Genomic DNA, 13173 nt, shown 5'->3' with positions numbered 1-13173 from the left:
GTCTGCCATGCACCTTGCGGCACATCCGACTTGCATGTGTTAGGCACGCCGCCAGCGTTCATTCTGAGCCAGGATCAAACTCTCAAGTTTAATATTCCTGAACTCTTGCTCCTCGGGGTTCCCCCCTCGGACAAATGCTCTGGTCGTATTTCTCTGAATTCCACGAACCGTCCTAGAACGTCCCGCGGAACCCTCAAAGGCTTCCTATCTTCTATCCGGTTTTCAAAGACGCCCTCCGCGCTCTCGCACGGTCCAGAAGAACCTTCCAGCCCTTCCCGGCACCCCGCAGCCTCAACTGCGCAGGACATTCAGACTAACACCCCGGACCAAAAGCGCAAGAGGAATTTTCGCGGGACCTCCTGGAATCCGTTGGGGCCAGCCGGAATGCGAGGATCCCTGCCGTAGAATCGAGGACTGGGAGGGCGCGTGATTCATATCGTCGGGGCGGGTTTGGCCGGGTCAGAAGCCGCATGGCAGTTGGCTTCGCGAGGACATGACGTCCAGCTGACGGAAATGCGCCCGCGCTGGGCAACCCCGGCCCACGTGTCCGATCGGGCCGCGGAGATGGTCTGCTCCAACTCCTTCAAGAGCGACGATCCGAATTCGGCCACAGGCATCTTGAAGGCCGAAATGCGGCGCATGGGCTCTCTCATCCTTCGCTGTGCCGAAGCCACGCGTGTGCCCGCGGGGAACAGCCTGGCCGTTGATCGGGAAGCATTCTCCCAATCCGTCACCGAAGCGCTGAGGTCGCACCCCCGCATCCAGTGGGAAGAGGCTCAGGCCGTGGCTCCAGAACCGGGTGTCCCGACCATCCTCGCCACGGGCCCGCTGACCGCGGACCCGCTCGCCGACTGGCTTGCGCAACACACGGGCACGACCCGGCTGCACTTCTACGACGCCATCGCGCCGATCGTCGAGCGCCAGAGCATCGACATGGGCATCGCCTGGATGGCCGCCCGCTACGACAAGGGAGGCGCCGACTTCATCAACTGCCCCCTCGACAAGGCCCAGTACGAGCGGTTCCTGGACGCCCTGCTCAGCGCTGAACGCGTTCCCCTCCACGAGGTGGACACTCCCTATTTCGAGGCCTGTCTCCCCATCGAGGTCATGGCCGATCGCGGCCGGGAAACCCTCCGCCACGGCCCCATGAAGCCCGTGGGACTGGATGATCCCCGTACCGGGCGGTGGCCCCACGCCGTGGTCCAGCTCCGCCAGGACACCCTCGCGGGAGAGCTCTTCAACCTGGTGGGCTTCCAGACCCGTCTGAAATGGGGCGCCCAGAAAGAGGTCTTCCGGCTCATCCCGGGCCTGGAAAATGCGGAATTCGTCCGCTTGGGAAGCATCCACCGGAACACCTACGTGCAGGCTCCCGCGGTACTTGATGCGACACTTGCTGTCAAATCCATCCCCGCTCTATGGATCGCCGGGCAGCTCTCCGGCGTGGAGGGCTACCTGGAATCCGCCGCGGGTGGCCTGGCCGCGGCGTTCGCCACAGATCGCGCCGTGCGCGGCCTGGCCCCCATGCCGTTCCCACCGGACACCATGCTCGGCAGCCTGCTGCACTATCTGGCTCACGCCTCCAGCGTGGATTTCGGGCCGACCAACGCCATGCTGGGGCTGCTGCCGCCGCTTCCCGAGGGCCTCCTGGACCTGCGCACCCTCAAGCGCGCAGGCGGAACCCGGGCCGTGAAATCAGCCAAGGGCCACGCCCATCGTGAACGGGCGCTCCGTTCGCTGGAACAGCATCTGATCCTCGCCGGAGGCCTGCCATGAAGCGACCCGCCCTCGCCTTGGGAGCCGCAGCCCTGATCCTCGCGCTCGGAAGCGGGGCCTGGTGGCTGGCTCGTCGGGATCCGGGAACTCCGCCCCAGGAGGAGACACCGGAACCCTTCCGCTCTGAACCGATGGGCCTCGGCCAGCTCATCGACCTTCAACCCCCGCCCATGCCCCTCAGGAGCGTTCGATGGACGCTACCCCTTCCTGGGGGCACGGCCGTGGCGCAGATCCTGACCCAGACTGGCCGACAGCAGGTGGTTCTCTTCCAGCAGGGTGTGCCCGGCCCGGTCTTGTCCCTGCCGGAACCTTCGGGCGTACCTGATGGATTCTTCCGGTTCGCGGACTTGGCAGATGCGGCACTGGCGCCTGACGATGCGCTGGTCCTGCTCTACCGCAGCTCGACAGACCCCGCCTCGCCTTCGCTGGTCCTGGCCTGCGACCTGCGTCCCCAGCAGGTCCGCTGGTCCCTCCGCGCCCCCGGCGAGCACCTGGCCCTGTCTGCGGACCACCGCAGCGTGTTTCTCTTCGGGGCCTCGACACCCGTGAACATCCTGGAACTGGCCGGCCGCCCCGGCCAGCTGAAACCCTCCTCAACACCAGTGGACCTTCCCCCGGAGGTGAAGATGGTTTCCAGCCTCCTCCCGATCGGCCGCCATGCTTTCGCGGTGGCCCACGACTCGGGCCTCTCGACCTGGCGCGACGGGGCCTGGACCCACGTGCCGGCTCCGGCACCCTCGCCCCTCGGGTTCCCCCACGGACTCGGCCGGATCGCCGGCGATGCGAAGGGCGGCTGGTGGCAGCCCGAACCTGGTGCCCTGATTCCCCTGGGCCCAGGCGCAAAGACAGGCCCATCGCGGGACCTGAAGGCCCTCCTTCCTGACCCATCAAGCCTGGATGCAAGCCTGCTCCAGCTGCTGGGCGAGGAACCAGACGGCCACTTGTGGTTCGGTCTGACGCGACCCACCCTACCCGCGCCAGCTCCCGCCCTGGACTCCGCGGCGGCTACTCCACCGGCCGCGCCTTCTGCCCCGGACGAGTCTGGGCAGGCTCCCCAAACCCCCGCCACCCCTCCGCCGACGACCGCCACCATCCAGCCTTCACGGGAGGACTGGCAGGCCTACCTCGACAAGGGACTGGATCGCCTGTACCTGTGGAAGCCCGGCGAGGCGCGCATGAAGGTGGTGTCCATCGCCGACGCCTGGAAACGGTTGGCACCCCCCCCGAACGCCTCCGCGTTCCCTGGGCTCGGGAACCTGCGTCCCGAGGCTGGAGCCCTGCTCTGTGGCGGACCCGACCGCGCCTGGTGGCTTCCGCTGAAGGCCCTCCGGCCCCGGTGACCTTAACGCCCCTGGGGCTTCCCCTGGGGTTTCTCGTTGGCCAGGTGCTCGCGGATCAGGCCTTCAGCCACCGCCCCCTCATCAGGATGATAGGTTCCCGCCTCCAACTGGCGCTTGAGAGCCTTGAGCTTCTCAGCGCGCACATCCGGCGTCTCCGCTAGCACCTCATGGGCCACTTCGACGAGATGGTCGGCGGTGGCATCCCCGGAACCCGTGCTCTTGTGGCTGCCATCCTTGCGCGATCTGCCCTGGTTGCTCATGCGCTCGCCCCTTGACGGTGCCTTATCGGCACGCAATTGCCCCAACTCAAGCCCCCGACCCCACTTTTTTGGCTCCGGAGACGGCCGGACGATCATCCGGGAGGTTCGATACGCCCAGGGCCACAAGAATCCGGTCATGGCCAGCCAGATCCTGATGCACCATCGCTTTTAGCCATCCCGCTCCCATGGCGCGCCGACACAGTTCGCCGCCCTGGCCCGCACCGATCTCCAGCAGGCAGGCCGGCGCTTGGCGCGCCCGGGCCTGTTCCAGCAGGCGGACTGACAGGGCCAAACCCCGATCCGGGGCGAAGAGGGCCGAGGCGGGCTCGAAGGCCAGTTCCCGCTGGAGGCCCGGCTCGTCCGCCGGATCCACATAGGGCAGGTTCGCCACCACCAGGCCCAGGGGATCGGGAACCTGATCCAGGAGACTGCCTTCGAAGAAAGTCACCGGGGCGCCCAGGGCGGCGATGTTCTCGCGGGCCACCGCCAAGGCGCCGGAACTGAGATCCGAAGCGGACACCCGCCAATCCGTCTCCAGGGCCAGGCTCGCGGCGATGATGCCGCTGCCCGTGCCCACATCCACGCAGCGGCTCACCCCGAGCCGCGCCCCCACGTCGAGGGCGGCTTCCACCAGCAGCTCAGTCTCAGGGCGCGGGATCAGCGTGTCCCGGGTGACCCTGAAGCGACGCCCCCGGAAGAGGCACCAGCCCAGGATGTAGGCCCAGGGTTCGCCCGTCCTGCGCCGGCGTACCCAGGCGCTCACCTGCGCACGCGCCTCGTCGGGCACGAGGTCGCCGCCATGGGCGGCCATCCAGGACCGGGAGAGGCCCAGCCCCTCCTCGAACCAGCGAAGGCTTTCAGCGTGGGCCTCCGCGTGATCCAGGAATTCGGCCAAGGCTGCGCCCAGATCGAGGCGGAGCTGTCGGTACGTCTGGACCATCCCTCCAGCCTAGCGTGGGATGGACAGCCAGCGAACGGCTGGTTTTCAGGCCATCAGGGCCTTGGCGCGCTCCTGGCTCTGCTGGGCCACGATCTCGTGGAGGCTGCCGCCGTGGCTGTCCATGGTGACCACGAGGGGGAAGTCCTCCACCTCGATGATCCAGAAGGCCTCGGGGCTGCCGAACTCCTCGAGCATCTTCACGTCCACCACGCGCTTGCAGCGCTCGGCCAGCAGGCTGCCGGCGCCGCCGGTGGCGTGGAGGTAGACGGCCCCGGTCTTCTGGAGGCCCTCGCTGGTCTTCTTGCCCATGCCACCCTTGCCGATGACGCCGCGGACCTTGTAGGTCTCGATGACATCGGCCTGATAGGGCTCCTCGCGAATGGAGGTGGTGGGACCCGCCGCCACGAAGCTGTAGTGGCCGTCCTCGTGCTTCTTCACCACGGGGCCGCAGTGGTAGATGACCATGTTCTCGAGGATGGGCTTCAGCCACTCGGGCTTCTGCTCCTTCATGTACTTGTGGCCCATGTCGCGGCTCAGGACGACGCGGCCGTTGAGCAGCACCTCGTCGCCGACCTTGAGCTGGCGGATCTGGTCTTCGGTGATGGGAGTGGTGAGACGGATCATGGGTAGCCTCGTCGTCGCGGTCAGTCGAAGGACACTTCGCCGTTGGTCTTGAGCGTGATCGAGCCCCTGCGGCTGCTCCAGCACATGTAGCTGATGGAGACGTAGAAGCTCGCCGGGTGGCGGTACATCTCTTCCGCCATGACGCCCAGCACGGTGGTGTTGCCGCCGTAGCCCATGGGGCCGATGCCCAGGGTGTTGAGATCGTTCGTGATCTCCTTCTCGAAGGCGTCCATCTTGGGATCGGGGTTCTGCGTGCCGAGCTTCCGGAGGATGAGCTCCTTGCTCTTCTCGTAGCTGGAAACGCGGTCGCCGCCGATGGCCACGCCGAGAATGCCCGGGCTGCAGCCCTGGCCCTGGGCCTTCACCACGGCGTCGATGATGCACTTGCGCACGCCCTTGATGTCGCGGCCCGCGCCCAGCGCGGCGTCCGGCAGGCGGTACTGGGCGCCCACGTTCTCGCAGCCCCCGCCCTTCTGCATGACGGCGATCTCGACTTCCGGCTTGTCCCACTCCTCGAAGTGGACTGCCGGGTGGCCCTCGTGGAAGGGATCCATGTTGGTTCCCGTGTTCTTGCCGCTGAGGGCCTCCACGCAGTTGGGGCGAAGCCAGGAGCGCTTGGTGGCCTCGGCCACGGCGGCCCGGATCTGCTGCTTGGCGGCACGCTGGCTCAGGCCGTAGGGATGGCGCACCCAGACGATGATCGTGCCCGTGTCCTGGCAGAGGGGCGTCACGTGGCCGTCCGCGAGGATGATGTTGCGCACCATGTCGTTCAGGGTGTTGAAGGCCCGGCTGCCTTCCTCTTCGGCGTCGCGGCCCTTCACCAGGGCGTCGATCACATCCTGGGGAAGACGGCTGGTGCTGCGGCGGAGCAGCTCCAGCATGGGCAGGGTGAGGTCCAGGGCCTTGAGATCCTTGAGGTCGGCCTTCCACCCTGCAGGCAGCACGGACTTGGACGCCACCACCTCGTTGGAGGTCAGGGTGGGAATGACGCATTCGGACATGGGCCCTCCGGAATCCAGACCCCCATCATCCGCCCGCCGAAGCCGAGGCTCAAGTGATCAATGCCCGGTTCCTCTTCCACCGGCGTGGAACCTCGCTCCAGGTATCCTTGAAGCCTCATCCGCGGGGCCACCATGAGCAAGATCCTGTTCATCCTCAACGATCCCCCCTACGGCACCGAGCGCAGCTACAACGGATTGCGGTTGGCGGGCGCCACCGCCAAGCGCGAGGGTGCCGACGTGCGCGTCTTCCTCATGGGCGACGCCGCCACCTGTGCCAAGAAAGGCCAGAAGACTCCGGATGGGTTCTACAACCTGGAGCGCATGCTGAAGGGCGTCACCACCCGCCACGGCCTGGTCGGCGTCTGCGGCACCTGCATGGACGCCAGGGGCCTCACTCAAGCGGAGCTGGCCGAGGACTGCCGGCGGAGCACCCTGGAGGAACTGACCGACTGGACGCTGTGGGCGGACCAGGTGCTGGTCTTCTAGGCGGCGCTGTGACCGTACCTGATGAACCACGCTCCTGCTCTTGCTGTGGCGGATCCGAGCCCCCGGCCCCGATAAGGGCGGAGGCGACCCCGCTCCTCTGCTACTGCTTCGGCCACAGCCTGGAGAGCTTGCGCGCGGAGTGGGAGGCGACCGGTCGGCTGGATTCGGTTGAGGCCATCCGAAGCGCCGTGAGGGAGGGGCGCTGCCGGTGCGAGGCCCTGAACCCCTCCGGCACCTGCTGCCTGGGGGATGTGCTGAGGGCCGTCCAGGCCATCCGAGCCGAGGGTCCGTTGCGCTGAAGGTCAGCGTCCCCAGGCCCGGCAGAGGGCGAGGGTGAGGTCCAACAGAGGGGCTTCGCTTCGGGAGATGGCCAGGCCCTTGAGGTCCCGCTCGCACTGGTTCAGTCGCCCCAGCAGGGCCTTCAGGCCCTTGGGCTTCAGCTTATCGAAGGCGCCACGGTAACCATCCATCAGGAAGGCCTGCTTGGGGGAAAGCCCCAGGGCCGAGGTCAGTTCTGGTCCCTTGAGCCCGGCGGCCTGCGCCTCGGCATACCTCAACAGCCGATCCACCTCGCGGCGGGCTTGGCCGAGCAGCATCAGGGGTTCGTCCCCGTCTTCCAGGGCCATGCGGAGGGCTCTCAGAGCTCCAGCCGCGTCCCCCTTCTGCCAGGCGCCGGACCAGGCGAAGGCCTTCTGCTCCGCCAGCCGGAAGGTCACCTGATCCACCATGGCCTCGGTCACCCGCCGGTCTTCCGCCAGCAGGTCCAGCACTTCCAGGGCCCGCTTGAGCAGGCCGGGTTTTCCGCCCTGCCGCTGGGCCAGCAGGGCGGTGGCTGCCCCCTGGAGGGACAGGCCCAGACGCCGGGCTTCGGCCTCGATGAACCCAGGGATCTCGGCGGCCTCCAGGGCCCCCACCTTGAGGATGCGTCCCGCCTTGGCCCAGTCCGTCCAAGGCTTGGCGCCGATGGCCTTGCCGGGTGCGGCCGGCAGGGTGGTCCAGGCCACCAGCAGCAGGTTCACGCCCTGGGGCGGCTTCTCGAGGAGGGCCTTCACCGCCCCTGGCAGGTCCTTGGCCCGGGCGAAGAGGTTGTCCGCGGCCGGTACGACCACCGTGCGGGCCTCGGCCCCCAGGGGGGCGGCTTCCTGGAGGGCGGCCACCACTTCGGCCCAGGGGCACCCCTCGGCGCAGATCGTCAGCGTGAAGTCAGTCCACTCCGGGTCCACATGCCGGGCCTTCCAGTCCTCGACAGCCTTTCGCCGTCCGTCGCCATCCTCCCCGTGGACCAGGGCGAAGGCGTGGTCCACCCAGACCGGTGCCGCCATCAGTCCGTGCCTTCCAGCAGCTGGGTGAGGAAGCTCTCGGCGAAGTCGTCCGCCAGGCTCTCGAGCACCTGGAGCTCCCGGCTGTCGAAGCTGGCGAAGTTCTGGTCCACCCGGTACTGGTTCGAGAACGTCATGCCCCGCCGGGACAGCACAACGGCCCCGGTCTGGCCGTCCAGCAGCTCCACGCTGGCCACCACGGCCACCTCCACGCGGGAGGCGGACCCGGCGCTGGCCTTCAGCTTGTCATTGCCCAGGGACAGACCCAGGGGCCGGGAGGTGTAGCCCTCCAGCGTGCCCTGGAGCACCCAGCGGGAAGGCTCGCCGGCCCCCACCAAACGCCAGGGGCTGGCCGCCACGATGCGGTTCTCCAGCGCCTTGGTGAAGCGGTCCTCCAGCCCCAGCCGGGGGGTCAGGTTGCGGAACCGCGCCAGGCGGATCGTCTCCCCCTGCTTCGCCCAGGCCACCGGCCGCGGCTGCCGGTCCAGACGGTGGTACCCGCAGCCCAGGAAGGCCGCAAGAAAGAGAGGGAGAAGAACAAGGCGGGGCACAGGGATCCTAAGGATGGTAGATCCCGACGTAAGGCAGGTTGCGGAGCTTGCCGTCGAAGTCGAGGCCGTAGCCGACCACGAAATGGTCCTCGATGGTGAAGCCGATGTAGTCCACGGGGACCTCGACCTTGCGGCGGCTGGGCTTGTCCAGGAGCGTGCAGATCCTGAGGCTGAGGGGTTCCCGATCGTGGAGCAGGTTGCGGACCTTGAAGAGGGTGAGGCCGGTGTCCACGATGTCCTCGACCACCAGGGCATGCCTTCCCTGGATGGAGCGATCGAGGTCCTTGAGGATATGCACCTCGCCGGTGCTTTCCGTGCCCGCCCCGTAGCTGGACACCTGCATGAAGCTCACATCGATATCGAGGTCCATGGCCCGCACGAGATCCGCGAAGAAGGGGAACACCCCGTTCAGGAGCCCGATCACCACCAGGTCCTGGCCCGCATAGTCCCTGGACAGCTGGGTCCCCAATTCCTGGACCCGGGTCCGGATCTGCCCCTCCGTGAGCAGCGGGCTGATGCGATCGCGCATGGAAACTCCTGAAAGGGATGGGCTGGAACCACGTTCCGAGGTCATTTCCATTCAACCCCAGAAGGCCTTCCGGGGTCCATCCGATGACGGCGTATTTCTCCTCGAACTCCGGCGCCGGAGACTACGATGATGGCGGTTGCCACCTTGAACGAACCCCTGATGCCCCAGCCGGCCCCCCGGGTCGTCGACCGGACCCCCGATCCGGCCTCGCCCTACCATACGCCAGAGGTGCTGGCCTGGGTGGAAGCCGCCCAGCAGGGGGACCAGGCCGCCTTCGCCAACCTGGTGCGCCTGTTCTCCCGGGATGTCTACGGCAAGGCCTTTTCCATTCTCAGGAACCACCAGGACGCCGATGACGTCGTGCAGGAGACCTTCATCCGCGTCTTCCGGGCCCTTCCCGGCTTCCGCTTCGAGTCCTCCTTCCGCACCTGGCTCATCAGCATCGCCACACGCCAGGCCTTGAACTTCCGGGAACGGATGGCCCGCGAGCACGAGAGCCTTGATGGCCCGGAAGGTACGCTGGACCACCCAGCCCTTCGCGTCGAGGAAAGCCAGGTGACGGCCTTCCTGGACCAGGAGGCACGGCGCCTCCTGCACGAGGCCCTGCCCAAGCTGCCCCGCCGCCAGAAGGAAGCTCTCACGCTGAAGTTGCAGCACGACTGGAAATACGAACAGATCGCCGCGCAGATGGGCACCTCCGTGGGCAGCGTGAAGGCCCACATCTTCCATGCCATCCAGAACCTGACCCGCCATGTCAAAGGAGGCCGAGCATGACCGCCGAGCCCCTGCCCCTCCCCGAAGCCTGTGTCCCGACCCTGTCCGCCATGGAGACCAGCCCTCTGGATCCCGGCGCCGCCGCGGAGGCCCACCTGAAGACCTGCACCGCCTGCGCCGAGGCCCGGATCCAGTTTCTGGCCCTGGAGGACAGCCCTGACGTGCTGGTTCCCTCCGGCTACTTCGAACGTCTCCCTGGCCGCATCCTCCGGAAGCTGCCCGCCCGCCCGGCCCTGCACCGCCACCTGGGGCCCCTGGCCTGGGCCGCGGCGGCGGGATTGCTCATGGCCGTGGGTGCCGGCGCTTTCCTGGCCGGCCGCGCGAACCGGACGCCCTATGTGGAAGCCAACCTGCCCCGGCAGCCCGACATCCTCGAGGTTTCCACGACCGACACGCCCTTCCACAGCGGCGAGGAAGAGGCCGCCCAAGTTCAGGCCCTCAGCCCCGAGGAGATGAAGGCCCTCCTGGAGCGCCTGGATGCGACTCCGGCGCCGACGAGGTGATGCATGTCCCGACCGACCCTTTTCCTGACCTTCCTCCTGCTTGCCGGCCTGCCCATGCGTGCCCAGGCGGAGGACGATCGGCCGCTGGCCCGCTTCCGCATGGAGCAGCTGCAGCAGACCGTCGGCCTTCCCGAGGACCAGGCCCGGGCCGTGGTGGAGCGCTGGTCCCGCTATGATCTCGAGCAGTTTGACAAAACCCAGCAAATTCAGCAGATCCGTCGAAGGTTCAACGACATCCTCCTGGGCCCCGGAACCGAAGACGAGAAGAATGCCAAGGTCCGGCCCCTTCTCGACCAGTTCGTGGAGCTGCGCCGCCAGCAGGCCGACCTCAAGTTCAAGTTCGAGGAGGACATCCGGGCCCGTCTGAGCCCCGCCCAGCAAGTCCGCCTCATCACCCATGTGGAGGAAATGCAGCGGCGCATGCTGGAGGCCCTGAGGCAGCGCGGGGTAGGCGGTCGCCCCGGGATGCTGCGCCCCGGCCCGGGCGGCGGCATGCGGCGGGGAGGCCGCTGATCAGATCCCAGGCGCCTCGAGCACCACGGGAATGACCAGGGGCCGAGTCTGGGTGGTCTTGCGGATGACGCGTCGCAGGGCCAGGCGCAGGGTGTCCCGCAGGGCCTCGCCATCCTTCCGGATCTCCGGCGGGGCCTCCTCGTAGGTCTTGCGGGCCACGCCCGCCAGCAGTTCCGTGTAGGCCTCGTCGTCGGAAAGCATCACGAAGCCGCGGCTGAGGATGGTGGGCTCCGCCACGAGGTCGCGGGTCTGCGGGTCCACCAGCAGGGTCGCGAACACCACGCCATCCTCCTGGAGGATGAGACGGTCCTTCACCACGCGGGCATCCACCATGTGGTCCACGCCTTCGCTGACGAAGCACTTGCCCACGGGGACGGCCCCGGGCATGTCCACACGATCGCCCCCGAACAGCCGCAGGCAGAGGCCACCGTCCAGCAGCGAGATGCGCTCCGGGGGCCAGCCCAGCGAGGCGGCGAGCTTCCCGTGGGCCCGCAGGTTCCGGTAGGTGCCGTGCACGGGCACCATCTGCGCGGGGCGCACGGCGCGGATGAGGTCCGCCAGCTCGTCGCGGCTGCCATGGCCCGAGGCATGCACGGGACCCAGACCCTCGAGCGAAGTCTCGGCCCCCAGCCGCTCGGCCTCGTCCAGCATCCGCGAGATGGCCACTTCGTTGCCGGGGATGGCCCGGGCGCTCACCACCAGCCGGTCGCCGGGCTCGATGGGCAGGCCCTTCACCTCCCGGCGGAGGAGGCGGGCCAGCCCGCTCATGGGCTCGCCCTGGCTACCGGTGCAGAGCACCAGCAACTCGTCGGGATCGAACAGGTGGGCATCCTTCGGATCGGTGAGGAGATCATCCGGCAGGGCCAGGCGCTTGAGGGAACGGGCCAGGGCCAGGTTGCGGTCCAGGCTGCGCCCCAGCAGCACCACGCGGCGGCGGAACTCGTAGGCCAGGTCGATGAGCGTCTGGAGCCGGTGGATGTTGGAGCTGAAGGTGGTGACAAAGAGCCGCCCCTTCGTCTGCTCGAACGCAGCTTCCAGGCCCTCCCGGCAGGCGGACTCCGACGGCGAGCGGCCCAGGCGGCCCACATTGGTCGAATCCGCCATGAGTAGCCGCACGCCGGCGTCACCCAGGGCCTTCAGCCGGTCCATGCCTGTGTGGCGACCGTCGAGCGGGTCTGGATCGATCTTGAAATCGCCGGAGTGCACCAGTACGCCCTGGGGGGTGTGGAGCACCAGAGCGCAGGCGTCGGGGATGCTGTGGGTGACGGGGATCCATTCGGCCTCGATCTCGCCGCCATCCTCATCAAGGCCCACCTTCACGCGGCCGTAATCCGGCACCGGGCGGAGCAGGTCGGCATCGATCCCGTGTTCGCGGAGCTTGCCCTCCACCAGGCCCAGGGTGAAGGCCGTGCCGTAGACGGGTACCGGCCAGCGGCGGAGGAAGTAGGGCAGCGCGCCGATGTGGTCCTCGTGGCCGTGGGTGAGCAGCACCGCCTGGAGCCGGTCGGCGAAAGGCTCCAGGTAGGCGAAGTCCGGCACGATGGAATCGATGCCCGGCTGGTCGTCCGACGGGAAGAGCTGGCCGCAGTCCACTAGGAAGAGGCTGCGGGCGCTGTGAACCACCAGGGCGTTCATGCCGAACTCGCCGAGCCCGCCGATGGGGATCAGCCGCAGCTCGTCGTCGGCGGGGGTTTCGGTCCAGCTCGTGAATTCGGGCGCGACGGGCATCACGATGGGAACACCTCCGGGTGTGATTGGATGAGTCGGCGTGTGGCCGTCAGCCACGTCTCAGGCGGGATGACTTCAGCCCGAAGCGCTGGAGCCAGTCCCACACTCGAGAGGGTTTCCGCCGGAAGGATCCCCTGCCAGTTGTTCGCGAGGGTTTTCCGCCGATGCCCGAAGGAGTGGTGTAGCACCGTGAGCAGAGCGCGGCGCTCGGCCAGGCTGGGGGCGTCCGTCCTGGGGTCGAACTGCACCACCGCCGAATCCACCTTGGGGGCCGGGCGGAAGGAACCGGGCCCGAGCTTCACCAGGCGGGTCAACCGCGCACAGAGCTGCGCCAGCACCGACAGCGGCCCGTAGGCCTTCGTGCCGGGCTCACCCATGAGCTTCTGGGCCACCTCCAGCTGGAACATGAGCGCCATGCGGTGCCAGGGGATGCCCTCCGTCAGCAGCCGCGCCAGGATCGGCGTCGCCGCGTTGTAGGGCAGGTTCCCCACCACGGACCAGGGGCCGCCCTCCGGCAGGGGCATGCGCACGGCATCACCCTCCAGCAGGTGGAACTGGGGCGCGGTGGAGAAGCGTTCGCGCAGCAAGGCGCAGGCCTCCGGATCCAGGTCCACCGCCCACAGGGGCCGCCCGTCCGCCAGCAGCCGCTCCGTCAGCACCCCGGGACCTGGCCCGATCTCCAGCAGCCGCGGCGCCTTCGAATCCAGTGCCGCCCCCACGATGGTGGCAATGGCCCCCTCGTTCACCAGGAAGTTCTGACCGAGCCGCTTTTTTGCCCGGAGTCTCGGAAGCTGGGCAGATTCGGACACGGTTCAGGTTAGCACGGGGATCT

General features: G+C 67.9%; 15 protein-coding genes and 1 rRNA gene. 6 read left to right on the top strand and 10 right to left on the bottom strand.

Annotated elements, in window-relative coordinates; genetic code table 11:
• Positions 1-90: ribosomal RNA gene (locus MLJ35_RS13155) — 16S ribosomal RNA — on the bottom strand; the annotation flags it as partial.
• A gap of 324 nt (positions 91-414) precedes the next feature.
• Here MLJ35_RS13155 and trmFO point away from each other — a divergent pair.
• A complete protein-coding gene (gene trmFO, locus MLJ35_RS13150; protein WP_275976554.1) occupies positions 415-1773 on the top strand; it encodes a methylenetetrahydrofolate--tRNA-(uracil(54)-C(5))-methyltransferase (FADH(2)-oxidizing) TrmFO in 1359 nt (452 codons plus the stop codon).
• Positions 1770-3113 carry a hypothetical protein gene (locus MLJ35_RS13145; protein WP_243384725.1) on the top strand — a complete coding sequence of 448 codons (1344 nt, stop codon included), beginning with the start codon at positions 1770-1772 and terminating at the stop codon, positions 3111-3113. The genes trmFO and MLJ35_RS13145 overlap by 4 nt, the downstream gene beginning before the upstream one ends.
• Positions 3114-3115: 2 nt before the next feature.
• Here MLJ35_RS13145 and MLJ35_RS13140 read toward each other — a convergent pair whose 3' ends face one another.
• From MLJ35_RS13140 to MLJ35_RS13125, 4 genes are read right to left on the bottom strand one after another with little or no spacing between them, the layout of a single operon-like run.
• Positions 3116-3373, bottom strand: coding sequence for a flagellar biosynthesis anti-sigma factor FlgM (locus MLJ35_RS13140; RefSeq protein WP_243384724.1), 258 nt, complete (start codon positions 3371-3373; stop codon positions 3116-3118).
• A 46-nt stretch (positions 3374-3419) separates the two neighbouring features.
• Positions 3420-4313, bottom strand: a complete 894-nt coding sequence (gene prmC / locus MLJ35_RS13135; RefSeq protein ID WP_243384723.1) for a peptide chain release factor N(5)-glutamine methyltransferase — start codon at positions 4311-4313, stop codon at positions 3420-3422.
• A 45-nt stretch (positions 4314-4358) separates the two neighbouring features.
• Positions 4359-4937, bottom strand: coding sequence for a FumA C-terminus/TtdB family hydratase beta subunit (locus MLJ35_RS13130; RefSeq protein ID WP_026852856.1), 579 nt, complete (start codon positions 4935-4937; stop codon positions 4359-4361).
• Positions 4938-4957: 20 nt separating this feature from the next.
• Positions 4958-5938, bottom strand: coding sequence for a fumarate hydratase (locus tag MLJ35_RS13125; RefSeq protein ID WP_243384722.1), 981 nt, complete (start codon positions 5936-5938; stop codon positions 4958-4960).
• 132 nt (positions 5939-6070) lie between these two features.
• Between MLJ35_RS13125 and MLJ35_RS13120 the strand changes: the two genes are divergently transcribed.
• Entirely contained in the window at positions 6071-6424 is a 354-nt protein-coding gene (locus MLJ35_RS13120; RefSeq protein ID WP_243384721.1) for a DsrE/DsrF/TusD sulfur relay family protein, read from the top strand.
• A gap of 302 nt (positions 6425-6726) precedes the next feature.
• Here MLJ35_RS13120 and holA read toward each other — a convergent pair whose 3' ends face one another.
• From holA to hpt, 3 genes are read right to left on the bottom strand one after another with little or no spacing between them, the layout of a single operon-like run.
• Complete coding sequence (gene holA / locus MLJ35_RS13115; protein WP_243384720.1) at positions 6727-7746, bottom strand: DNA polymerase III subunit delta; 1020 nt, start codon at positions 7744-7746, stop codon at positions 6727-6729.
• A complete protein-coding gene (gene lptE, locus MLJ35_RS13110) occupies positions 7746-8294 on the bottom strand; it encodes an LPS assembly lipoprotein LptE (RefSeq protein ID WP_338028460.1) in 549 nt (182 codons plus the stop codon). The genes holA and lptE overlap by 1 nt, the downstream gene beginning before the upstream one ends.
• A gap of 7 nt (positions 8295-8301) precedes the next feature.
• Positions 8302-8823, bottom strand: a complete 522-nt coding sequence (hpt, locus tag MLJ35_RS13105; RefSeq protein ID WP_243324569.1) for a hypoxanthine phosphoribosyltransferase — start codon at positions 8821-8823, stop codon at positions 8302-8304.
• Positions 8824-8949: 126 nt separating this feature from the next.
• Between hpt and MLJ35_RS13100 the strand changes: the two genes are divergently transcribed.
• From MLJ35_RS13100 to MLJ35_RS13090, 3 genes are read left to right on the top strand one after another with little or no spacing between them, the layout of a single operon-like run.
• Complete coding sequence (locus MLJ35_RS13100; RefSeq protein WP_243384719.1) at positions 8950-9597, top strand: RNA polymerase sigma factor; 648 nt, start codon at positions 8950-8952, stop codon at positions 9595-9597.
• Positions 9594-10100, top strand: a complete 507-nt coding sequence (locus tag MLJ35_RS13095; RefSeq protein WP_243384718.1) for a hypothetical protein — start codon at positions 9594-9596, stop codon at positions 10098-10100. Before MLJ35_RS13100 ends, MLJ35_RS13095 begins: the two co-directional genes overlap by 4 nt.
• Before the next feature lie 3 nt (positions 10101-10103).
• On the top strand, positions 10104-10613 hold the full coding sequence (locus MLJ35_RS13090) for a hypothetical protein (RefSeq protein ID WP_243384717.1): 510 nt from the start codon (positions 10104-10106) through the stop codon (positions 10611-10613).
• Here the strand turns inward: MLJ35_RS13090 and MLJ35_RS13085 are convergent, their stop codons facing one another.
• Together MLJ35_RS13085 and rsmA are read right to left on the bottom strand one after the other, a co-directional pair.
• Positions 10614-12341, bottom strand: coding sequence for a ribonuclease J (locus MLJ35_RS13085; RefSeq protein ID WP_243384716.1), 1728 nt, complete (start codon positions 12339-12341; stop codon positions 10614-10616).
• The gene (gene rsmA / locus MLJ35_RS13080) at positions 12341-13150 is read right to left on the bottom strand and encodes a 16S rRNA (adenine(1518)-N(6)/adenine(1519)-N(6))-dimethyltransferase RsmA (protein ID WP_243384715.1); all 810 of its coding nucleotides are present in this window, start codon (positions 13148-13150) and stop codon (positions 12341-12343) included. The genes MLJ35_RS13085 and rsmA overlap by 1 nt, the downstream gene beginning before the upstream one ends.
• Positions 13151-13173 lie beyond the last annotated feature (23 nt).

The sequence above is a fragment of the Geothrix alkalitolerans genome, from assembly GCF_022808885.1.
GTDB lineage: Bacteria > Acidobacteriota > Holophagae > Holophagales > Holophagaceae > Geothrix > Geothrix alkalitolerans.
Note: the sequence above shows the minus strand (reverse complement) of the source record. Positions and strands in the feature narration are given on the sequence as shown.

Bases quoted from the DNA above. Each gene is read 5' to 3' on its own strand.
- MLJ35_RS13145 (WP_243384725.1), top strand. From the start codon at position 1,770: ATGAAGCGACCCGCCCTCGCCTTGGGAGCCGCAGCCCTGATCCTCGCG.
- MLJ35_RS13140 (WP_243384724.1), bottom strand. From the start codon at position 3,373: ATGAGCAACCAGGGCAGATCGCGCAAGGATGGCAGCCACAAGAGCACG.
- prmC (WP_243384723.1), bottom strand. From the start codon at position 4,313: ATGGTCCAGACGTACCGACAGCTCCGCCTCGATCTGGGCGCAGCCTTG.
- MLJ35_RS13130 (WP_026852856.1), bottom strand. From the start codon at position 4,937: ATGATCCGTCTCACCACTCCCATCACCGAAGACCAGATCCGCCAGCTC.
- MLJ35_RS13125 (WP_243384722.1), bottom strand. From the start codon at position 5,938: ATGTCCGAATGCGTCATTCCCACCCTGACCTCCAACGAGGTGGTGGCG.
- MLJ35_RS13120 (WP_243384721.1), top strand. From the start codon at position 6,071: ATGAGCAAGATCCTGTTCATCCTCAACGATCCCCCCTACGGCACCGAG.
- holA (WP_243384720.1), bottom strand. From the start codon at position 7,746: ATGGCGGCACCGGTCTGGGTGGACCACGCCTTCGCCCTGGTCCACGGG.
- hpt (WP_243324569.1), bottom strand. From the start codon at position 8,823: ATGCGCGATCGCATCAGCCCGCTGCTCACGGAGGGGCAGATCCGGACC.
- MLJ35_RS13100 (WP_243384719.1), top strand. From the start codon at position 8,950: ATGATGGCGGTTGCCACCTTGAACGAACCCCTGATGCCCCAGCCGGCC.
- MLJ35_RS13095 (WP_243384718.1), top strand. From the start codon at position 9,594: ATGACCGCCGAGCCCCTGCCCCTCCCCGAAGCCTGTGTCCCGACCCTG.
- MLJ35_RS13090 (WP_243384717.1), top strand. From the start codon at position 10,104: ATGTCCCGACCGACCCTTTTCCTGACCTTCCTCCTGCTTGCCGGCCTG.
- MLJ35_RS13085 (WP_243384716.1), bottom strand. From the start codon at position 12,341: ATGCCCGTCGCGCCCGAATTCACGAGCTGGACCGAAACCCCCGCCGAC.